We start from the raw sequence: 21,068 nt of genomic DNA on the forward strand, positions 1-21,068 counted from the left end.
CGCGTTAGTCCGTACGTCGCGCTATGGTCCAGGATCAGCGCCGCACTACGATCGTCGATGTCGCCCGCCACGCCGGGGTCTCGATCAAGACGGTCTCGCGCGTCTTCAACGGCCAGCCGCACGTCACGCCGGAGGTCACCCGGCGCGTCCGGGAGGCCGCGCTGGCGGTCAATTATCATCCCAACATGCTCGCCCGCGCGCTGGTGCAGCGCCGTTCGCACCTGATCGGGCTCGTCTACGAGAATCCGTCACCCAGCTACGTGGTCGACCTGCAGAAGGGGGTGCTCGAACGCCTGCGCGACGAGCATTACCGGCTCGTCGTGATCCCGATCGCGTCGATCTCGGAGCATGAAGCCGATGTCGTGGGACTGTTGCGCTCGGCGGCGCTCGACGGCGTCGTGCTCGCGCCGCCGGCGTCGGACAGCCCCCGCATCATGGCGGACCTGACCGCGGCCAGCATCCGCTTCGCCCGGATCGCACCGACGCGGCTGATCGAGGCAGGGCCGAGCAACCTGCTCGACGACGTCACCGCGGCGCGCGAGATCGCGGCGCATGTCTTCGCGCTCGGCCATCGCGACGTCGCCATCATCACCGGCGATCCCACCCACGCCTCCGCCGATGCGCGGATGGCGGGCTATCGGGAGGCGTTCGCGGCGGCGGGCGTGGCGATCCGCGCCGATCGCGTGGCGGCGGGGCTGTACACCTACGACAGCGGCTATGCTGCGGCGCGCGCGTTGCTGGACCGGCCGGACCGACCCACCGCGATCCTCGCGCAGAACGACGATATGGCGGTCGGCGCGCTGATCGCCGCGCTCGAGGCGGGGCTGACGGTGCCGGGCGACCTGTCGATCACGGGCTTCGACGATTCCGAAGTCGCGCGCATCGCCTGGCCGGCGATCACGACGGTGCGTCAGCCGGTGTTCGACATGGCGGTCGCGGCCGCCGACATGGTCGTCGCCCAGCTCAACGACACCGCGCCCGAGATGTGCCGCCATCATCGCCACGAGCTGATCATCCGTCAGTCGACGGGGCCGGCGCCGCGCTGACCGCTGCGGCGGCCCGGCAGCGGCATCACGCCCAGTCCTGCAGCTTGCCCATCATGTTGCGAGGCAGGGCGGTGCCGAAGCGCAGGCTCCTGGGCCGTTCGGGCGCGGACAGGCGATCGGCCGCGGCGCGTTCGATGCGGGCGGCGAGCGCGGCGGGATCGCCGCTGCCGTCGGGCACGATGAACGCCTTCAGCCGGCCGTCCGGGCCGAGCCGCACCGCTGCCTCGGCGACGCCCTCGACGGCCTGCAGGAGGTCGGCCACCCGCGCGGGCCAGACCTTGTGGCCGCCGACCTGTACGGCACCGTCGCGCCGGCCGATCGGGCGGAGGCTGCGCGCGCCGATGCGCTCGACATGATCGGGCAGATCCCGGCATGCGCCATGCGCGTCGCCGAGCTGCCAGTCCGACTCGCCATGCGGCACCAGATGCCATCGTGGCAGCAGCTCGTAATGGGTCGCGGGGCAGGTGCGAATGGCGATCCCGCTCGTCTCCGACGATCCGTAGATGTCGAGCAGCCGCGACAGGCCGGACGCCAGCAAATCCGCAACGAGGGCGTCGTCCAGCGGGCCGGCCGAGCTGATCCCGATCACGTCCGGCGGCATGATGCGGGTAAGCCGGCGCAGGGCCGCCCATTGCTCGGGCACGGCGACGACCAGATCGCCGGCGGTGAGATCGAGCGGCCTGCCGATCGTGCGCGCGACGACGGCTATGTCGAGCACCGCCGGCAGCAGCGCCGTCCAGATGATGCCGTAGAGATGATGCGCCGGCACCAAAGCGACGACGCGGCGGCGTCCGGGCACGTGCGTGGCGAGCACCTGCGCCTCCGCCATGAGCTCTGCCGACCCATGGCTGCAGGGCAGCGGGCGTCCCGTCGAGCCGGAGGTCATCACGGTGAGGGTGCCACCCTCCGATCCGTGCCGGTGCATGATCCAGTCGATCCAGTCGCCGACCGACTGCGGCGATTCCTCGGGCAGTGCGGCGTCGTCGAGCCCGAACGTCTCCGCCAGCGCGCCCAGTGCACCGAGCTGTTCGAGCGAATCCAGCCCCAGTCCCTGCTCGCCGATCGGCAGGGCATCCGGCCAGTCGTCAGTCCGCGGCGCCGGCTGACCGGACGCGCGCAAGCGGCGCACCTCCGCCGCCACGATGGCGCATGCGATCCGATGCACCGCGGTCCGCGGCAGGGGCGGGGTCATGCGGCGTGGGATTGCGGGTGGTAGACCTGGTTCCGGCCACCGCGCTTTGCCGCGTAGAGGCGCTCGTCGGCCAAAGCGATCAGCGCGTCGATCGACCCGCCCGCTTCGTCCAGCGTGGCGCAGCCGAGGCTGGCCGTCGCGCGCAGCGGACCGCGCGGGGTTTCGATGCTAAGGCCGGCGATCACCGCCCGCATCTCCTCGGCGAGGCGGAAGGCCTGCTGGTAATCGTAGCGCGGCAGCAGGACGCCGAATTCCTCGCCGCCGAGCCGCGCGAAGATGCCGCGCGGGGGCAGCAGCGCCGCACAGGCCTCCGACACGCGGCGCAGCAGGACGTCGCCGGTCGGATGACCATGCGTGTCGTTGACCGCCTTGAAATGATCGAGGTCGAGGACGATCAGCGACAGCGCATGGCGCAGCTCCAGCCAGTGCGCCTGCTCGCGTTCCATGACCTGGCTGAAATGCCGCCGGTTCGATGCGCCGGTCAGGTGATCGCAGGTCAGCAGGCGGCGCAAATCCTCCGCCGCGGCGTCGCGGCGCGGCACATCGCGCAGCACGACCGAGAAGCCCGACGGCGGCGGCGTGTCGCCCTCCGACCGCGCGACGACGAGACGCTGGCACCAATAGCGGGTCCCATCCGCGCGCCGCTGCCAGCCCTCCTGGAGATGCCATCCATCCCGGCCGGCGATCTCGACCTGTTCGTCCAGCCGCAGGTCGCCGCCCGAGGCGTCGGTGTCGAGCACCTCCGCAAGGTTCTGGCCCAGCACGACGGCATGATCATAGCCGGTCTGGCGGGTGAAGCAGCCATTGACGGAGGTGACCACGCCATCCGCGGTGATGCCGAGCGCCGCATATTCGGTGGCGCCGTCGAGCAGGGTCGCGAACCACGCATCGGCTTGGCGGAGGCGATCCTCCTGCACGACCTGCTGGCTGATGTCGGACAGCGTCACCATCAGGCGGTCGGCGCCCAGCTTGACCATCGTGCAGGCGAGGACCTTGGGCGCCTGGGTGCGGCGCCCCGGACCCAGATCGACGAAGATGCGGTGGCCGTCGCAGATCCGCCCGGTGGCGGGCGCATAGGCCGCGGCGAGGCTGCGCAGCTCGGGGGCATGCTGTTCCAGCGCCGAAAACAGATTGCCGGCATCGCGGGTCCCGGCGAGCGGCAGCAGGTGCTGCATCGCATGCGGGTTCATCAGCGCGATCTCGCCGACCAGATCGCATTCGATCAGCCCCACCGGGCAGGCGTAGAGGAATTCGAGGAGCTGCTCCTCGCTCGACTTCGCGCTCACCGCCGCGCGCTCAGCGTTCGATGAGGATATAGCGGCGGAGCGCGTCCGGCTCCGCCAGCAGCCGCAGCCGCACCTTGGTGGGCCGCATCCGCAGGGTCAGGACATAGGGCACGATGTCGTCGATCTGCGCCTCGTCCTCGAAGCGCTGCGCGACCAGGAAGTTGTTCATGCATTGCGCGACGGCATCGAAGAAGGGCACCCCCACCACCGTCGAGGGATCGAGCCCCGACAGACGCGCCTCGGTCGCATTGTAGGTCTGCACGATCGTGTCGTGCCCCAGGCCGACGACGCCGAAGGGCAGGGCATCTCGCTGTTCGACACGCATCGCCTCGAGCTCGCGCAAGGCGACCGTTTCGAAGCTGGGTTGTTCAATCGACACGATCAGTCACTCCGGTTTGCCGCCGGTATCGCCGATTAGCCTTAAGCATCTGCTAAGGCTGAAATTGTTTGGTGGCCGGGGTCAGCTGTTTTGCGCTCCCGCATAGCCGGCGGGTCGAGAGCGGGGGCCGCGCTCCGCCTGCGCGCCGGTCGGCGGCACAAGCGGAGCGCGGCCGGGAGGTCAGGCGTCCTCGGCCTGCAGGTTGACCGTGCTTTCGGCGAGCTTGGTCATATATTCGTCGCCGCCGTAGATCTCCTTCGTGGCGTCGCGGAGCTTCTTATTGTCGTCCTTGAGGCCGAGCGCCTTGGCATAGGCCGCGGCGGTACCGAAGCCAGCGATGCCGTAATGCGTCATCCGCTGATATTGCGCGATGATGATGACGTCGAGCACGGGCCCCTTCTCAGGACCTTCCTCCAGCACGTGCTTGGTCGCTTCCGCGACGAGCCCTTCCATGCCCTTGCAATGCTCCTTCGAGACCTTCTCGTCCTGTCCGGCGATCAGCTCCTTCAGCACGGCGGTATGCGCCGTGATGCCCTCGTGCGACTTGGACAGCATCTCCTTGAGCTGCGGGTCCGACGCCTTGGTCGTGATCTTCTTGAGCACCTTGAGCATCTGGTCGTTCGCGGACCACAGGTCCTTCAGCTCGTCGACATAGACGTCGTTCAGATCTTCCGGGGTCGACATGGGGAGGCTCCTCGCTGCCCGAGCCTGGCGCTCGCGCTTCGGGGGCTCAGCGTGCGGGATGTCCTGGGGTTCCCCGGCTAAGATGTTGATCAAGCTTCTACAATCCTTGCGCCCGCGCCGACTGATGCCCCCTGGCCGATTGCGTCGAGGCGGCCGATCGGCTCTCGGCGGTACGGGCGCCTGCCGGCAAACATGCTGATCATCATCAATCCGCGGAACTCGCAATCCGCACGGCGATTGATCGTGTATGTGCTTGTACTCGTTAGACTTTATTGATCGTTCGGGACGGCGGCTGCAGCGTCGGGATGTGGAGGCGCCCAATGTGTCCTTCGCGCTCGCGATGGCGAATCGGGAACTGCATAGCCTGCTGCGCAGCGCGGATCGGCGGACGGTCGATTTGAAGGGCCGCGTCGATCTGATGGACGAAGGCGGTGCGCCTGTCGCGCGCATCTACTGCGCCGACGCCCTGATCGCGATGTCGTGAGCCACCTGCCGCCGCAACCCTTGCCCGAGCCGGCGGGCATCCCCGAACCTGCGGACACGCCGTATGACGGCACGCTGCGGCTGCGCGTCGATGCCACCGACGTTCGCCGCGGCATCTTTCGCGTTCGTGAGACCATCCCGGTCGCCGGGCCGGGCGAACTCATCCTGCTCTATCCGAAGTGGCTGCCGGGCTTCCACGCGCCGCAGGCGCCGATCGAGCTGTTCGCGGGGCTGCGCGTTCATGTCGGCGACCTGGACCTGACCTGGCGACGCCATCCATCGACGATCAACGCATTCTACATCGACGTGCCCGATGGCACCGACGCCGTCGAGGCGGAATTCCAGTTCCTGTCGCCGACCGACGCCACGCAGGGGCGTGTCCTGTGCACGCCCGAGATGCTCTGTCTGCCGTGGAACACGGTGTTGCTCTATCCAGCCGGCCACTTCGCCCGACAGATCCCGGTAGCAGCAAGCATCGTACTGCCCGACGGCTGGCAGCAGGCCTGCGCGCTGGCCACGGTGGGTAGCGCGGAGGGCGTCATCCACTTCGAACAGACGACGGTCGACGTGCTGGTCGATTCCCCTCTCCTCGCCGGGCGGCACTTTCATCGCGAGGCGCTCGACGATCACGTCCACCTCACGATGGCCGCCGATCAGCCACATCAACTCGGCGCGACTCCGGCGCAGATCGCGGTCCACCGCCGCGTCGTCGAACAGGCGAGCCGGCTGTTCCGCTCGCGCCCCTATGATCGGTTCGAGATGCTGCTCGCGCTCAGCGACACGATGACGAGTGCGGGAATCGAGCATCATCGCTCGTTCGAGGCGGTCAGCATCGCTGACTATTTCAGTGACTGGGACGCGACCTTCGCGCGCCGCGACACCGTGCCGCATGAGTTCGTCCATAGCTGGAACGGCAAGCACCGCCGCGGCGCCGATTCGTGGCAACCGTGTTTCGAACGGCCGATCCGCAACAGCTTGATGTGGGTGTACGAAGGTCAGACCCAATATTGGAGTCAGGTGCTCAGCGCGCGATCAGGGATGTGGACCGCAGATCAGGCGCTCGGTGCGCTGGCGCAGACCGCGGCACGCTACGACATCAGGCCCGGCAGCCGCTGGCGGCCGATGATCGACACGACGCGCGACCCGATCATCGCTGCGCGTGCGCCGCTGCCCTGGACCAGTTGGCAACGCAGCGAGGATTATTACGCCGAGGGATCGCTGATGTGGCTGGATGTCGATACGCGGCTGCGCGAGCTGACCGGCGAGGCGCGCTCGCTCGATGATTTCGCCCGCGCTTTCTTTGCGGCGGACGACGGCGACTGGACGACGCGGACCTACGATCATGACGAGGTCATCGCGACGTTGCAGGGCGTTGCCGCGTTCGACTGGGAGGGATATTTTTCGGATCAGCTGACGCAGACGCATGACCGCGCGCCGCTCGCGGGTATCGAGCGCGGCGGCTACCGCCTCGTCTTCCGCGACGAACCCAGCGACTTCCAGCGCTCCTACGAGGCGGTCTTTGGCCAGATCGACCTGACCCACACGCTCGGTCTGACCGTGACGCCGGCAGGGAAGGTCACCGACGTGCTGTGGGACGGGCCTGCCTTCATGGCCGAGATGACGATCGGCACCGAAATCCGCGCCGTCAACGGCCGCAGGTTTTCGCCCGAGACGCTCCGACGGGCGGTGCGAGCAGGCGGCGCGGTGTCGTTGCTCACGGCCAAGGCACAGGCGATGCGCACCGTCGAGGTCATGGCCCCCGGGGGCCTGCGCTTTCCGCATCTCGCCCCGATCAAGGGCGAGATGCGACGCCTCGACGCTATCTTGGCTGCGCTCTAGGCTGCGAGGGGCGGCGACGGACGCCGCCCGCCGCGTCATCCGGCAATGGCGTCGAGCGTTGCGACGGCGTCGTCCGGCAGCGTCAGCGATGCTGCGGCGAGGTTCTCGTGCAGATGTGCCACAGACGACGTCCCCGGGATCAGCAGGATGTTGGGCGAACGCTGCAACAGCCAGGCGAGCGCGACCTGTAACGGCGTCGCGCCAAGTCGCGCCGCCACCGCCGACAAGGCGGATGATTGCAGCGGGCTGAACCCGCCGAGCGGGAAGAAGGGGGTATAGGCGACCCCGGCCACGGCAAGCGCATCGATGAAGGCATCGTCGCCGCGGTGCGCAAGATTGTACTGGTTCTGGACGCAGACGATCTCGGCGATGCCGCGCGCCTCCTCGAACTGGGTGGGCGTCACGTTGCTGAGCCCGATGTGCCGGACCTTCCCTTGTCGCTGGAGGTCGGCCAGCGCGTGCAGCGGCGCAGCCAGCGATCCTTCCGCCGGCCCGTGGATGTCGAACATCAGGCGCAGGTTGACGACGTCGAGCACGTCCAGCCCGAGGTTGCGCAGATTGTTCTCGACAGCGCGCGTGAGTTCCGCGGGCGCGAGGGCCGGCAGCCAGGATGCGTCCTCACCGCGCCGCGCACCGATCTTGGTCACGATCAGAAGATCGTCGGGATAGGGGGACAGCGCCTCGCGGATCAGGCGGTTGGTGATATGCGGGCCGTAGAAATCGCTGGTGTCGATATGGTTCACGCCGGCGTCCACGGCCGCACGCAGCACCGCGAGCGCCTCCTGATGGTCGCGCGGCGGCCCGAAGACGCCGGGGCCGGCAAGCTGCATCGCGCCATAGCCCAGCCGCCTGACATTGCGGCCGCCGAGGGGGTAGGTTCCTGCCGTGTCGATCATGTCCGTCTCCTGTGTTCGACATGCAGATATGGCTTGCGGATCATCGCGATAAGCCGGAGATATCGGGACGGGCTGTGCGGAATTCCGAACGATGAAGGCTGACCTTTCCGACCTCAACGCCTTCCTTGCGGTCGCCTCGGCGCGCGGGTTTCGCGATGCCGCCCGCACGATGGGATCCAGCGCCTCGACGCTGAGCGAGGCCGTGCGGCGGCTGGAGGCACAATTGGGCGTGCGGCTGCTCCATCGCACCACGCGCAGCGTCACGCCGACCGAGGCGGGCCTGCGGCTGATCGAGCGTCTCGCCCCGGCGCTCGGCGAGGTGGAGGCCGCGCTCGACGTCGTGAACGTCTTCCGCGACCGGCCGGCGGGCACCTTGCGGCTCAACGTGCCGGTCAGCGCGGCCAGGCTGGTGCTGCCCGCGATCCTGCCCGGCTTCCTGGCGGCCTATCCCGACATTCAGGTCGAGATCGTCGCCGAGGACGGCTTCGTCGACATGGTCGCAAGCGGCTGCGATGCGGGCATCCGCTACGACGAGCGGCTGGAGCAGGATATGATCGCGGTGCCGATCGGTCCGCGCGTCCAGCGCTTCGCCGCGAGCGCGAGCCGCGGCTATCTCGACGTCCACGGTCGCCCGAGCCACCCGCGCGACCTGCTGCACCATGCCTGCCTGCGCGGGCGCTTTACCAGCGGGGCGCTGGTGAGCCCGTGGGAGTTCGAGCGCGATGGCGAGACCGTGCGGATCGAGCCGCAGGGACCGCTGATCGCCAGCGTCGCGGGCGCGGCCGACCTGCTGGTCGACCTCGGCCTTGCGGGCAGCGGCATCCTCTACCTGTTCGAGGATTGGCTGCGGCCGTGGCTGGACAGCGGGGCACTGGAACCGGTGCTGCCGGACTGGTGGCCCTCGTTCTCGGGCCCCTTCCTCTATTATTCGGGTCGCCGCCTCGTGCCGCGGCCGTTGCGCGCGTTTCTCGACTTCATCAGCGCCTAAAGCGCGACGCCGGCAGCGGGCACGGCGTGCAGCCGCTCGATGTCCTGCCGCGGCGGCGCGCCGAACAGGCGGCGATATTCGCGGCTGAACTGCGACGGGCTGTCATAGCCGACGGCAAAGCCCGCCGCGCTGGCGTTGACACCGCCGACCAGCATCAGGCGACGCGCCTCCTGCAAGCGCAATTGCTTCTGATACGCCAGCGGCGTCATGCGGGTGATCGCCTTGAAATGCGCGTGGAGCGAGGATGCGCTCATGCCCGCCTCCGCAGCGACCTCCTCGATCCGGATGCGGGCATCGAAGCGGCGGCGTATCGCGGCGATGGCGCGGCTCACCTGGTTGAGGTGGCTGCCGACAGTGGCGACGTGGCGCAGCGTCGGGCCGTGTGGACCGGTCAGCAGCCGATACAGGATCTCGCGCTCGATCAAGGGCGCGAGCGCGGCGATCGCTTCGGGCCGGTCGAGCAGCCGGACCAGCCGGCAGGTGGCGTCGATCAGATCCGGATCGCTGGGGTAGACGCCCAGGATGGGCAGGTCGGTGCGCGGCGGCGGACCGCCCTCGGCCACCATCAGATCGGCGAGCATCTCCGGATCGAGATCGATCTTGCAGCAGAGATACGGCCGGTCCGGGCTCGCGTCGATGACGTGGCCGACCAGCGGCAGGTCGACCGAGACGAGCAGGTAATGCGCGGCGTCGTAGACGACGCTGTGGTCGCCGATCGACACCCGCTTTGATCCCTGGGCGATCAGGCAAAGCGAGGCTTCATAGACCGCCGGCGTGGGCGTGCTTGGCTGGTCGGCGCGGATCAGCGACAGTCGCGGCATCACCGTGGCGCAAAGGCCCGGTTCGTCGACGTGCCGGTCGATGATGGCCGCAAGTTCGGCGATCTTGTCCATGGACGCGCTGATCGGCCCGTCCGCGCGATCCGGCAAGCCGCAACCCGCTGTTCTGGAGGATCGTGCAAGGCGTTCGGGCGATCGCTCTACCGCTAGCCCCCCCCGTCGCGCCATCTGGACCGCGTCACATTGCAACGGAAAGGACGCATCATGACGCGGAACATCGACAAGGTCGTGCTGATTACCGGAGCCTCGAGCGGCATCGGCGAAGCGACCACGCGCGAACTGGCGGCAGCGGGTGCCCGGCTGTTCATCGGCGCGCGGCGCAGCGACCGGCTGGCGGCGCTTGCGGACGAACTGGGCGAGGCGGTCGCCTGGCGCACACTCGACGTCACCGACGGCGCCGATTTCGACGCGTTCGTCGACGCTGCGGAGGCGCGGTTCGGGCGGGTCGACGTGCTGGTGAACAATGCCGGCGTCATGCCGCTGTCGCCGCTCGCCGCGGGCAAGCGCGACGAGTGGAAGCGGATGATCGACGTGAACATCCATGGCGTGCTCAACGGCATCGCCGCGGTGCTGCCGCGCTTCGTCGCACAGCGGAACGGCCATGTCGTCAACGTCGCCTCGGTGGCGGCGCATATCGTGCTGCCGTCCGCCGCCGTCTATTGCGGCACCAAGCATGCGGTGCGCGCGATCACGGAAGGCCTGCGCCAGGAACATGACGAGATCCGCTCGACGTTGATCTCGCCCGGCGTCGTCGCCACCGAACTGGGCAACGACATCACCGACCCGGCGATCGCCGCGGCGCTGACCGACTGGCGGCGCAAGTCCCTGACGCCGGACGCGATCGCCCGTGCCGTCCGCTACGCGCTCGAACAGCCGGACGGCGTCGACATCAACGAGGTCATCGTCCGCCCGACCGCCGCGGACATGTAATCGCCGCGGGCGCCGGCTGCGGCCTATTTCTTGGCGAGAAGCTGTTCGACCCGGAAGACGAGCTCGTCGGGGTCGAACGGCTTCTTCATATAATCGTTGGCGCCGGCGAAGCGTGCCAGTTCCTCGTCGCGCTGACCCTGGCGGCCGGTCAGCATCATGACCGGCAGGTCGGCGAAGGCAGGACTCTTGCGCAATTCCTGCACCAACAGCACGCCGGCGAGGCCCGGCATGTTGCAGTCCAGGATCACCAGATCGGGTCGCCGTGCCTTGATGATCTTCAGCGCCTCGCCGCCGTCGAGGACCAGCCCGGCGCCATGGCCCGCGGAAATGAGCGCGTCGCGGGCGATTTCGCCGACGATCTCGTCGTCGTCTGCGATGATGATCCGGGCCATAAACAGTCTCGCCTTGCGGGTTCGGTAACGGGTACGCGGCGACGGCTTGTCGCCTCCGGGCCGCTTGGCTGCGTCTAATTATAATGGTTCAACAAGGTCTTAACCACTGTGCCGGTAGGGCGCGCCGGGTGGGAGAGGCGATCGACATGGATAAGATCAGGTCACAGCTGGCGCTTGTCGCGGGGATGATCTTGTTGATCTGCTGCGCCGGATCGGGGCTGTGGCTGGTCGATCAGAAGCAGAAGGCGGATGCGTGGGTTCGCCATACGTTCAACGTCAAGGAGCATCTCTCCAGCGTGCGGGTCGATCTGTTGCGCGCGGAGGTGTATCGCCGCGCCTTCGTGCTGGGCGACCGGCAGGCCCGCGACCCGCTCGACCGTATCGCCTACGAGGTCCCGCGGCTGCTCGCGACGCTGCGCCAGTCGACCGAGGACAATCCCCGGCAGCATGCGCGGGTCGAGGCGTTCGCACAGCTCGCCGATGCCAGGCTGCGCGACATCGGCACGACGATCGCGTTGACCGAACGCGGCGATGCCGCGCAGGCCAGCGCGATCATGGCCAGCGCCGAGAGTCATCGCGCGACCGCCGCGTTGATCGACCTGATCGAGCGGATCACCGCCGAGGAGCGGCGGCTGTTGACGGTGCGGCTCAAACAGGCGGAGGATTTTCGCGAACCGACGCAGGCGGGCCTGATCGGCAGCGGTATCCTCATCCTTCTGCTCGCCTATCTCGTCTACCTGGATCGCTGGCGGCGGATGCAGGCGCTGCGCATCGCCAACGAGCATCTCGAGGCGGACATCCTGCGCCGCGAGACCGCCGAGTCCGAACTCGCGCTGCTTGCCGAGAATGCGACCGACGCGGTGCTGCGCATCGACCTGACAGGGCGCTGCATCTATGCCTCGCCGTCGATCGAACATCTGTTCGGCGTCGCGGCGAGCCAGCTCGTCGGACAGCGGCTGGGGGCGTCGGTTCACCCCGACGATCGATCCGAGATGCAGGCCTTCCACAGCTCGCTGGTGACCGGCGCGGTCGATCGCGGCGTGCGCGCCTATCGCGCCAAGCGGATCGACACGCCGGGGCACGATCTGTGGATCGAGGCGCATTCGGGCCTCGTCCGCGACACCGCGACCGGCGAACCGCGCGAGATCATCACCTCGCTGCGCGACGTCACCGAGCGCAAGCGTCTCGAAGCCGAGCTGGAGGCGGCGCGCGAGCGGGCGGAGGCGGCGGTGCGCGCCAAGTCGAGCTTCCTCGCCAACATGAGCCACGAGATCCGGACGCCGATGAACGGCGTGCTCGGCTTTGCCGACCTCCTCCTCAACAGTGACGTGTCGGCCGAGCAGCGCCATCAGGCGCAGCTGATCGTCGATTCGGCCAAGGCGATGATGCGCCTGCTGAACGACATCCTCGACCTGTCCAAGATCGAGGCCGGGCAGATGCAGATCTCGCCCGAGCCGATCGATCTGCGCCACGCCCTGCACAATTGTATCAAGCTCGTGCAGCCCGCCGCCTTCCGCAAGGATCTGTGGCTCGACGTCCAGATCGACGAGGCGTTGCCGACCTTCATCCTTCTCGACGGCCTGCGGCTGCGCCAGGTGACGCTCAACCTGCTCGCCAATGCGGTCAAGTTCACCCCGGCGGGCGGCGTGTGCCTGCGCGCGTCCGTCGTCGAGTTCGCCGGCCGCGCGATGTTCGAGGTCGCGGTGGAGGATACCGGCATCGGCATCCCCGCGCATCGCCAGACAGCGGTCTTCGAGCAATTCACCCAGGCGGAACACTCCACCGCGAAGCGCTTCGGCGGGACCGGCCTCGGGCTGGCGATCAGCAAGCAGCTTGCCGCGCTGATGAGCGGCAGCCTGGAACTCACCAGCCAGGAGGGGATCGGTACGACGTTCACGCTGCGCCTGCCGCTGCTGCCGGCGCAATCGGGCGGGGTCAGGCCCGGCTTTGCCGCCGCCGAGGCGACGGGCCAGCGCCCGCTGCGCATCCTCCTGGCCGAGGATCACGACGTCAATCAGGTCTTGATGCAGGCGATGCTGTCGCGCCTCGGCCATGACTGCGTCATCGTCGAAGACGGCGTGCAGGCCGTGCAGGCGGCGACCGCCGCCGACCAGGCGTTCGACCTGCTGCTGATGGACGTGCAGATGCCGGTCATGGACGGACTGGAGGCCGCGCGGGCGATACGCGCCGCCGGGATCGACGCCGATCGGCTGCCGATCGTGGCCCTGACGGCGAACGCCTATGCCGACGATGTCGCCGCCTGCCTCGACGCCGGGATGCAGGATCATCTCGCCAAGCCGCTCGACCTGACGATCCTCGGCCGCGCCATCCAGAAATGGACCCGCTCGGCGGGGCCCCGCGTCATCGTCGCACCGGCGTTCAAGATCAGCCCGGCGCTGCAAGCACGCTTCGACGAACGAAAGGCGGAGCTGATCGCGTTCGCCGAGCGGCTCGCGGCCGACGAGCAGGTCGGCGACGCGCAGGTGAAGCAGCTCGCTGGGCTGCTGCACAAGCTCGCCGGCTCCGCCGCCATGTTCGGACAGACGGAGCTGGGCGTCCGCGCGGCGGAGCTCGAGGAGCAGCTGGAGACGGCGGCCGTCGGCAGCGAGAAGCGGATCATACGCACGGTGGTCGATACGATGCAGGATGCGGCCTGATCGCGCGCGACGACGGATATCTCCTGCACGGGCGCGGCAGGGACGTGGATTAGGCACCGCGCCTTCGTTCCTGTATGACCGGCGCTTCCGTCATACGAGGACACGCGGCTTGCCCCCTGAAACGTCGCGTGCCTATGCCTGGCAACCCGAGCACCTGCGATTGGCCGTGACCGCGGCCGGCGTCGCCTTATGGGCCTGGAACGTCGACAACGACCAGTTCACGATGGACGAGCGCGGCTTTGAACTATGGGGCCTGCCGTGGCGCGACACGGTGACGTTCGACGCGTTGTCCGCCCATATCCACCCCGCCGATCGCGACCGCGTGCGGTCCGCCTTTGCCGCGACGCGCGCCGTGCTCGGGCCCTACGAGACCGATTTCCGCATCATGGTCGGCGACGACGTTCGCTGGATCTCGACCCGCGGGCAGGGGGCGGATGTCGGGATCGTCGGGCGGACGATGTTCGGCATCTTCCTCGACGTGACGGGTCGCAAGCTTGCCGAGGAGGGCAGCGAGCTGCTCGCCGGCGAGATGAGCCATCGCGTCAAGAACCTCCTCACGATTGCGGCGGGCCTGACCGCGATCACCTCGCAGGCGGCGGCGAGCACGCAGGAGATGGCGCACGAACTGACCGAGCGGCTGTCGGCACTGGGCCGTGCGCACGATCTGGTCCGGCCGCTGCCGAACGGGCAGGGCGACGCGGCGCTGCTCGGCGACCTGCTGTCGGTGCTCCTCGCGCCCTATGACGATATGGGGGCGTTCAAGGGGCGAATCCGCGTCGCCGTCGAACGCATGGGAGTGGGCGAGGCCGCGGCGACCGGCCTGGCGCTGGTGATCCACGAACTCGCGACCAATTCGATGAAATATGGCGCGCTGTCGGTTCCGACCGGCACGCTCGACCTGTCGAGTGCCCCCGATGGCGCCGATATTGTGCTGACATGGCTGGAACGGGGCGGGCCGCCTGTCTCACCACCGGAGAAGGGCTCGGAGGGTTTCGGCAGCAAGCTCGTCCGGCGCAGCGTGACGGGTCAGCTGGGCGGATCGATCGGGTATGACTGGTCCCAGGGCGGGCTGATCGTCACCCTGCGGATGCGCCGGGACCGGCTGGCGTCCTGACACGCTGGCGGTGCAGGCGTAGCCACCGCATGGGCTGAGGCCCGGGGTAGGATGCCGGCCTGCGCCGTCAGGTCTGCGCCGTGTGTCTAACGGGCCGCCGAGACGCGCCACACCACGTTGCCCGCGTCATCCGCTACCAGCACCGCGCCCGTGCGATCGACGGCGACACCGACCGGGCGGCCGCGCACCTTGCTGCCGTCCGGGGACAGGAAGCCGGACAGGAAGTCCTGGGTCTTGCCGCTCGGGCGCGCGTTGGTGAACGGGACGAACACGACCTTGTAGCCGTTCAGTTCGTCGCGATCCCAACTGCCATGTTCGCCGATCAGCGCGCCGCCACGGTATTTGGCCGGCAGGCTGGCGCCGGTATAGAAGGTCAGGCCGAGCGCCGCGACGTGACTGCTCAGCGCATAATCGGGCGAGATGGCGCGCGCGACGAGATCCGGACGCTGCGGCATGACGCGCGGATCGACATGCTGGCCATAATAACTGTACGGCCAACCGTAGAAGCCGCCATCGCGGACCGACGTCAGGTAATCGGGGACGAGATTGGGTCCCAGTTCGTCGCGTTCGTTGGCCACCACCCACAAGGTGTTCGTGCCCGGGTAGAAGCTCGGGCTGTTCGGGTTGCGCAGCCCTGTGGCGAATACCCGCGAACGGCCGGAAGCGCGATCGATCTCCCACACCGCGGCGCGGTTCTTTTCGGCTTCCATCCCGTTTTCGGTGATGTTGCTGTTCGATCCCACCGTCGCGTACAGCAAGGTCCCGTCGGGGCTGAGCGTCAGGCTCTTGGTCCAATGATGGTCGATCGGTCCGCCCGGCAGTTCGGTGAGGCGGACCGGTGCGGCGGTGATCCGCGTCTGACCGAGCGTATAGGGATAGCGCAGGACCGCGTCGGTTGCGGCGACGTAGAGGTAGCCGTCCGCAAACACGATCCCGAACGGCGAGTTGAGCTTGCCGACCAGCACGCTGCGCAATTCGGGGATGCCATTGCCGTCGGCGTCGCGCAGCAGGGTGATCTGGTTGGTCGGCCCCTTTGGCTTGGCACCGCTCTGCCCGGTCGCGCGCTTCTGCACCCACGAGACGATCGGGTTCTTGGGACGGGTGATCGGATCGAGGTTCGGCCCCTGCGACTCGACGACGAGGACGTCCCCATTGGGCAGCGCCAGCATGTTGCGCGGATGATTGAGGTCGCGCGCCAGGGCCTGCACGCGCAGGCCGGCCGGCGCGGTCGGGGTTTCGTTCGCTCCCCAGCCGACGACCTCCGCGACGTGGATCGGCGGCACGAGATATTGCTGCGGCTCGGGCAGGACCGGATTGGGACCGATCTGGCTGCTGCGGTCGAACTTCGCGCCGCCATCGTCGCAGCCGGCCAGCGTCAGCACGAGCGCCGAGACGGCGAGGGTCAGTCCCGTGCGCGCGCCGCTCACGATCGCACTCCGACGCGATGCTTGTAGACGAGCGATCCACCCAGCCAGGCGCTGACGCCGAGCAGCAGCACCGAGATCACCGACAGGGTCAGCCCCGTCGGCACGACGCTGGTCCAGCCGTCGCGGCTGTGCACGAAGGCGTTGACGATCTCGATGACGAAGACGCTGATGTTGATGATCATGTGCGCGGTGGCCGGACGCGCGGCGCGGACGCGACGGTCGCCGGCATAATCGATCATCCCGGTCACGGCAGCCAATCCGCCCATCACCAGCCCGGCGGTGATCAGCCAGATCGAGAAATTGCTCCATTGCACGTTCGCCGAGCCGAGATAGGCCAGGTCGGTCACCAGGGCGCCGACGAAACAGACGATCGGGAACGGCACCAGCATCGGATGAAGCGGGTGACCGAACAGTTTCGCTGTCGATCGGGGGTTGCCCTCGTCGCGCTCGCCGCGACCTGACTGTGTTTCAGCGTTCATGACGCTAGAGCGTGATTTGGCGCGATCCGTTCCGCGCATAGCAAATATTTGCGCGCATCCAGTCGAGGAATAGATGTCGATCAATATTTTCGGGCGCCCGACAGGAATGGCCGGATTTATTTGAGGCGCAAGCAACCGACCATGGTCCGGCTGGTTACGAGCGCGCATGATAAAGATCGTTCGCACCTTACAGCGCAATGCATTGACCCTCGGCGCCGCTCTGCTCGGCACCGGAGCGGCCGCGCAAACGGCGCCGACGATCGACACGGAAGATGCCACGCTGGGAAGCGCGACGGTGGGGGAGGGGTGGATCCACCCGATGCTTGCGTTCGACGCGCGCAATGGGGATTTCGCGCGGGGCAATTACGACGATGATCGTGCCGATCTCGGCCGACTGCCGGTGCATGCGCAGGTCGGGGCGGCGATCGACCTGTTCCGCGCGCCGGACGGCAAGGCGATGGGCTGGCTCGTGTTGCGCTCGTCCAACGGTTTTCACACCCCCCATGCGCAAGAAAGGGCAGCGCCGCGCGCCTGGTACGAGAGCAACAACCTCGCCGCGCTGGTCGTCACGCCGCTGAAGGGGCTGCGCACCGCCGCGGTCTACACGATCAAGACGAGCCCTAACGGCGTATCGGCGACGACGCATGAGGCGAGTCTGTCGCTGGCCTATGCCGGGGACGATGGCCTGGGCAAGCTGTCGCCGACGTTCGTCGTCACGACACGGACCAAGGGCGATCAGGGCGTCTACACGCAAGCCGCGATCGAGCCGGGGTTCGATCTGGGCAACGGCGAGCGGGCGCCCAAATTGAGCCTGCCGATCGCGGTCGGCACGGGTTGGCGGGGCTTCTACGCCGCGGACAGCGGCAACCGTGTGTTCGCCAGCGCGGGCGCGGCGTTGGAGAAGCCGTTCCTGCTCGGGGCGACGCACGGCACGATGCGGTGGGAGGCCGTAGCGCTGATCCGAGACGGCCGTCTCGCCGCCCTCAGCGGCCCGGACGGCGAAACCGCGACGGTCGTGCCGCTGGTCACATGGTCGGTGTCCATCGCCTATTGATGCGCGGCCACCCGACGGGAACGGGTCTGGGAAAGCGTCGTCGCGCATGTATCACGATGCGGCTTCATCGAGGATCATGCCTTCCGGCAGCTCATTGGCGGTGGCCGCGGTCGGGTCGATGAAGGTGCGGCGGCCAGTCCGGCATCCAGCCATTCGGCACCGCCTGCCAACCGCACCGTCCGGCAACCCCGGTCGCGCGAGCTTTGCCCGATTGTCTTGCGACGCGCCTTGGCGCATGCCTCGCGGTGATGAGCCGGACGAAGGAATGCCCGTGAAGCGCTTGTTTTTATTCGTTGTATCGATGATCGCGGGCGCGTTGCCCGTTCCCCTTGCGGCACAGGCGCAAGTCGAGGCGACGGTCAGCATCGACACCGCGACGCCGGGCGCCAAGATCGACCGCAATATCTATGGGCAGTTCGCCGAACATCTCGGACGCGGCATCTATGAAGGCATCTGGGTCGGACCGGGCAGTTCCATTCCCAACATCAAGGGCTATCGCACCGACGTGCTCGAAGCGCTCAGGCATATCCATGTGCCGGTGGTGCGCTGGCCGGGCGGCTGTTTCAGCGAGGTCTATGACTGGCGGGACGGCATCGGCCCGGCGGCCAGGCGCCCGGTGCGCACGCGGATGAACTGGGATGACGTGACCGACAGCAACCAGTTCGGCACGCATGAATTCCTCGACTTCGCCGAATTGCTGGGGGCGGCGCCCTATGTCTCGGGGAATGTCGGCTCGATGAGCCCGCGCGACATGCAATTGTGGCTTGAATATATGACCGCCGACAACGACTCTGCGCTGGCGCAGGAGCGTCGTCGCAACGGCCGGGCGAAGCCGTGGACGATCCGCTACTTCGGCATCGGCAATGAAACCTGGGGCTGCGGCGGCAACATGCGGCCGGACTATGCCGCCGACGTCAACGCGCGCTACTCCGCCTTCGTGAAGGCACCCAAGGCCATGAACATGGTGCGGGTCGCGAGCGGCGCCAGCGTGCAGGGCGGCGGCGACTATGAAGCCTTCACCGAAGCGATGATGAAGCATCGCGGCGAGACCGAGGCGCTCAGCTTCCACTATTATGCCATGCCGATGGGCCGGCCCAAGAGCGAGGCGGTCGGCTTTGCCGAGGCAGACTGGGCGGACGTGCTCGATCTGGCCCGCAGGATGGATCCGCTGCTGACGCGGATCGCGCAGATCATGGACCGCTACGACCCCGACAAGACCGTGCCGCTGTATGTCGACGAATGGGGGACCTGGTACAAGCTCGACGCCGCCGCGAAGCGCGGCGAGCACCATTTCCAGCAGAACAGCCTGCGCGACGGAATGGTCGCCGCGTTGACGCTCAACATCTTCCACCGGCACACCGATCGCGTGAAGATGGCCAATATCGCGCAGATGGTGAACGTGCTGCAGGCGATGATCCTGACCGATGGCGCCAAGATGGCGCTGACCCCGACCTATCACGTGTTCGACATGTATCAGCCGTTCATGGATGCCACGCCCTATCATCTGAGCGTCGCCACCGGCGAATATCGCGTCGGCGCGATCGCCATGCCGCAGGTCGATGCGTCGGCGGCACGCGGCACGGACGGCAAGCTTCACCTGGCGCTGGTCAACGTCGACCCGCACCGGCCGGCCCGCGTATCGACGAGCCTGACGGGCACGGCACACGGGCAGGTGCTCACCGCGGCGACAATGGATGCACACAATGCGCCGGGTCAGCCGCAGGCGGTGCGGCCTGCGCCGATCGAGGGGCGATCGGTCGCAGGCAAGCTGACGTTCGACCTGCCGGCCAAATCGGTCGCCGTCTTCACGATCGACTAGCCGGGGATGGTCGGGCGATCGTGACGGGTGTCGCCGGCTGCCGTCATGGCAGTCCGGCGCGGACGGGTACGCGACCGGCGCCGGCGTCAGTCAGCCGCGACGTGCGCACCGGTCTGCCCGGTGGCGGCGCAGCGGGCGTCGAAGTCGCCGGCGATCTGCGCGAGGGTCACCTCCGCGAGCCGCGCGGTCAGCATCGCCTCGGCATCGCGCAGCGCCGCTGTCATCGACGCATTGACCGCTTGCTCGACCAGGCATCGCGGGTTCGGGTCGGCCAGACCGATCGCGAAGATCCGCGGCTCGCCCACCGCGCGATAGATGTCGAACATGGTGATCTCGGCCAGCTTGCGCGTCAGCGTCCATCCGCCGCCGTGTCCCTTGACCGACTGGACGTACCCCGCGTCGCGTAGCCCGGCCATCGTACGCCGCACGACCACCGCATTGGTGTTCAGCATCTGCGCGGCAGCCTCCGAGGTCAGCGGGCCGCCCGCCCGATCCATATGGACCAGGATGTGCAGCATCCGCGAGAGACGTCCATCGAGTTGCATCCCATCCTCCAGCTCCGCCGCTATCATGCTACTTGAGGAGTTGCAAACCCCGCCGGCGGGCAATACGAAACGTCATGAGTTGCGTGATTCGATGTGGAGGAGGCGGAGCATGTATGACGTGATCGTGATCGGTGGCAGTTTCGGCGGCCAGTCTGCTGCGATGCAACTCGCGCGGGCGCGCCAGAGGGTCCTCCTGATCGATGCGGGAGAGCCGCGCAACCGCTTCGCCGATGCCGCCCATGGCTTCCTGGGGCAGGATGGCCGGACGCCGCACGCGATCATGCGCGAGGCGACCTGCCAGTTGCTCGCCTATCCGACGGCGGAGGTGCTGCCGGCCACCGCACGCGCGGCCGCACGCGAGGATGAGCATTTCGTCGTCACGCTCGGGACCGGCGCCGAGCGTCGCGCGCGGCGGCTGGTCCTCGCGACCGGCGTGACCGATGTCCTGCCGGACATTCCCGGCCTGGCCGAACGCTGGGGCGCGACGGTGCTCCATTGTCCCTATTGCCATGGCTATGAGGTGCGTGACCGCCAAATCGGCATCATCGCGAACCATCCGATGTCGGCGCATCAGGCCGTGCTGATCCCCGACTGGGGGCCGGCGATCTATTTCACGCAAGGGACCCATGAACCCGGCGACGACGAGGTGCTGCTGCTGCGGCGGCGCAATGTCGCGATCGAGCGGACCCCCGTAGTCGATCTCATCGGCGACGCCCCCGACCTGCGCGGCGTACGGCTGGCCGACGGGCGCACGGTCTCGGTCGGCGCGATCTTCACCGCGCCGAAGACCCGTCCGACCAGCCCAATCGCCGCGATGCTGGGCTGCGCGATGCAGGACGGCCCGTCGGGACCGTTCGTCACCGTCGACAGCTGGGGGCTGACGTCGGTGCCCGGCGTGTACGTGGCCGGTGACGCGGCCTCTCCGATGCACAATGCGACGATCGCCTCGGCCTCCGGTGTGCTCGCCGGCATCGCCGCCCATCAGTCGCTGGCGCGGACACAGGCCTAGCCGGGTCGAT

General features: G+C 68.0%; 20 protein-coding genes. 10 read left to right on the forward strand and 10 right to left on the reverse strand.

The features are described 5' to 3' along the window. Positions 1 to 23 precede the first annotated feature (23 nt). Positions 24 to 1,046: a LacI family DNA-binding transcriptional regulator gene (locus HD841_RS14870; protein ID WP_179509654.1), complete on the forward strand. Its 1,023-nt coding sequence runs from the start codon at positions 24 to 26 to the stop codon at positions 1,044 to 1,046. Between the two features lie 25 nt (positions 1,047 to 1,071). Here the strand turns inward: HD841_RS14870 and HD841_RS14875 are convergent, their stop codons facing one another. From HD841_RS14875 to HD841_RS14890, 4 genes are all read right to left on the reverse strand, one after another. After that, the gene (locus tag HD841_RS14875) at positions 1,072 to 2,238 is read right to left on the reverse strand and encodes an AMP-binding protein (RefSeq protein WP_179509655.1); all 1,167 of its coding nucleotides are present in this window, start codon (positions 2,236 to 2,238) and stop codon (positions 1,072 to 1,074) included. Further along, entirely contained in the window at positions 2,235 to 3,524 is a 1,290-nt protein-coding gene (locus tag HD841_RS14880; RefSeq protein WP_179509656.1) for a sensor domain-containing diguanylate cyclase, read from the reverse strand. The genes HD841_RS14875 and HD841_RS14880 overlap by 4 nt, the downstream gene beginning before the upstream one ends. A gap of 10 nt (positions 3,525 to 3,534) precedes the next feature. After that, the gene (locus HD841_RS14885) at positions 3,535 to 3,903 is read right to left on the reverse strand and encodes a phosphonate transporter (RefSeq protein ID WP_373563034.1); all 369 of its coding nucleotides are present in this window, start codon (positions 3,901 to 3,903) and stop codon (positions 3,535 to 3,537) included. A 180-nt stretch (positions 3,904 to 4,083) separates the two neighbouring features. Further along, on the reverse strand, positions 4,084 to 4,587 hold the full coding sequence (locus tag HD841_RS14890) for a YciE/YciF ferroxidase family protein (protein ID WP_179509657.1): 504 nt from the start codon (positions 4,585 to 4,587) through the stop codon (positions 4,084 to 4,086). 322 nt (positions 4,588 to 4,909) lie between these two features. Here HD841_RS14890 and HD841_RS14895 point away from each other — a divergent pair, with 322 nt between their 5' ends. Both HD841_RS14895 and HD841_RS14900 read left to right on the forward strand, forming a co-directional pair. Then, entirely contained in the window at positions 4,910 to 5,071 is a 162-nt protein-coding gene (locus tag HD841_RS14895; RefSeq protein ID WP_179509658.1) for a hypothetical protein, read from the forward strand. Beyond that, positions 5,068 to 6,909, forward strand: a complete 1,842-nt coding sequence (locus HD841_RS14900) for a M61 family metallopeptidase (protein ID WP_179509659.1) — start codon at positions 5,068 to 5,070, stop codon at positions 6,907 to 6,909. The genes HD841_RS14895 and HD841_RS14900 overlap by 4 nt, the downstream gene beginning before the upstream one ends. Before the next feature lie 35 nt (positions 6,910 to 6,944). Here the strand turns inward: HD841_RS14900 and HD841_RS14905 are convergent, their stop codons facing one another. After that, a complete protein-coding gene (locus HD841_RS14905; RefSeq protein ID WP_179509660.1) occupies positions 6,945 to 7,805 on the reverse strand; it encodes an aldo/keto reductase family oxidoreductase in 861 nt (286 codons plus the stop codon). Positions 7,806 to 7,896: 91 nt separating this feature from the next. Between HD841_RS14905 and HD841_RS14910 the strand changes: the two genes are divergently transcribed. Continuing rightward, positions 7,897 to 8,793, forward strand: coding sequence for a LysR family transcriptional regulator (locus HD841_RS14910; RefSeq protein ID WP_179509661.1), 897 nt, complete (start codon positions 7,897 to 7,899; stop codon positions 8,791 to 8,793). On the opposite strand, the gene HD841_RS14915 is transcribed toward HD841_RS14910, so the two are convergent. Next, positions 8,790 to 9,686: an AraC family transcriptional regulator gene (locus HD841_RS14915; protein WP_179509662.1), complete on the reverse strand. Its 897-nt coding sequence runs from the start codon at positions 9,684 to 9,686 to the stop codon at positions 8,790 to 8,792. The two genes, HD841_RS14910 and HD841_RS14915, sit on opposite strands and share 4 nt — an antisense overlap. 150 nt (positions 9,687 to 9,836) lie before the next feature. Here HD841_RS14915 and HD841_RS14920 point away from each other — a divergent pair, with 150 nt between their 5' ends. After that, positions 9,837 to 10,562 (forward strand): SDR family oxidoreductase, encoded by a 726-nt coding sequence (locus HD841_RS14920; RefSeq protein WP_179509663.1) that lies wholly within the window; start codon positions 9,837 to 9,839, stop codon positions 10,560 to 10,562. 23 nt (positions 10,563 to 10,585) lie between these two features. Here HD841_RS14920 and HD841_RS14925 read toward each other — a convergent pair whose 3' ends face one another. Next, positions 10,586 to 10,954 carry a response regulator gene (locus HD841_RS14925; protein ID WP_179509664.1) on the reverse strand — a complete coding sequence of 123 codons (369 nt, stop codon included), beginning with the start codon at positions 10,952 to 10,954 and terminating at the stop codon, positions 10,586 to 10,588. A 146-nt stretch (positions 10,955 to 11,100) separates the two neighbouring features. Here HD841_RS14925 and HD841_RS14930 point away from each other — a divergent pair, with 146 nt between their 5' ends. Beyond that, positions 11,101 to 13,611, forward strand: coding sequence for a hybrid sensor histidine kinase/response regulator (locus HD841_RS14930; RefSeq protein WP_179509665.1), 2,511 nt, complete (start codon positions 11,101 to 11,103; stop codon positions 13,609 to 13,611). A gap of 166 nt (positions 13,612 to 13,777) precedes the next feature. Then, positions 13,778 to 14,725 (forward strand): sensor histidine kinase, encoded by a 948-nt coding sequence (locus HD841_RS14935; protein ID WP_373563045.1) that lies wholly within the window; start codon positions 13,778 to 13,780, stop codon positions 14,723 to 14,725. A gap of 86 nt (positions 14,726 to 14,811) precedes the next feature. On the opposite strand, the gene HD841_RS14940 is transcribed toward HD841_RS14935, so the two are convergent. After that, entirely contained in the window at positions 14,812 to 16,152 is a 1,341-nt protein-coding gene (locus HD841_RS14940; protein WP_373563035.1) for a PQQ-dependent sugar dehydrogenase, read from the reverse strand. Beyond that, on the reverse strand, positions 16,149 to 16,631 hold the full coding sequence (locus HD841_RS14945) for a DUF2231 domain-containing protein (protein WP_179509667.1): 483 nt from the start codon (positions 16,629 to 16,631) through the stop codon (positions 16,149 to 16,151). The genes HD841_RS14940 and HD841_RS14945 overlap by 4 nt, the downstream gene beginning before the upstream one ends. A gap of 166 nt (positions 16,632 to 16,797) precedes the next feature. Here HD841_RS14945 and HD841_RS14950 point away from each other — a divergent pair, with 166 nt between their 5' ends. After that, positions 16,798 to 17,685, forward strand: a complete 888-nt coding sequence (locus HD841_RS14950; protein ID WP_179509668.1) for a hypothetical protein — start codon at positions 16,798 to 16,800, stop codon at positions 17,683 to 17,685. Between the two features lie 265 nt (positions 17,686 to 17,950). Beyond that, on the forward strand, positions 17,951 to 19,504 hold the full coding sequence (locus HD841_RS14955; protein WP_179509669.1) for an alpha-N-arabinofuranosidase: 1,554 nt from the start codon (positions 17,951 to 17,953) through the stop codon (positions 19,502 to 19,504). 86 nt (positions 19,505 to 19,590) lie between these two features. On the opposite strand, the gene HD841_RS14960 is transcribed toward HD841_RS14955, so the two are convergent. Then, the gene (locus tag HD841_RS14960) at positions 19,591 to 20,049 is read right to left on the reverse strand and encodes an Rrf2 family transcriptional regulator (RefSeq protein ID WP_179509670.1); all 459 of its coding nucleotides are present in this window, start codon (positions 20,047 to 20,049) and stop codon (positions 19,591 to 19,593) included. Between the two features lie 109 nt (positions 20,050 to 20,158). Between HD841_RS14960 and HD841_RS14965 the strand changes: the two genes are divergently transcribed. After that, positions 20,159 to 21,058: an NAD(P)/FAD-dependent oxidoreductase gene (locus tag HD841_RS14965; protein ID WP_179509671.1), complete on the forward strand. Its 900-nt coding sequence runs from the start codon at positions 20,159 to 20,161 to the stop codon at positions 21,056 to 21,058. Positions 21,059 to 21,068 lie beyond the last annotated feature (10 nt).

Origin of the sequence: Sphingomonas melonis (assembly GCF_013409985.1) — a bacterium.
Taxonomy (GTDB): Bacteria; Pseudomonadota; Alphaproteobacteria; order Sphingomonadales; family Sphingomonadaceae; genus Sphingomonas; species Sphingomonas melonis_A.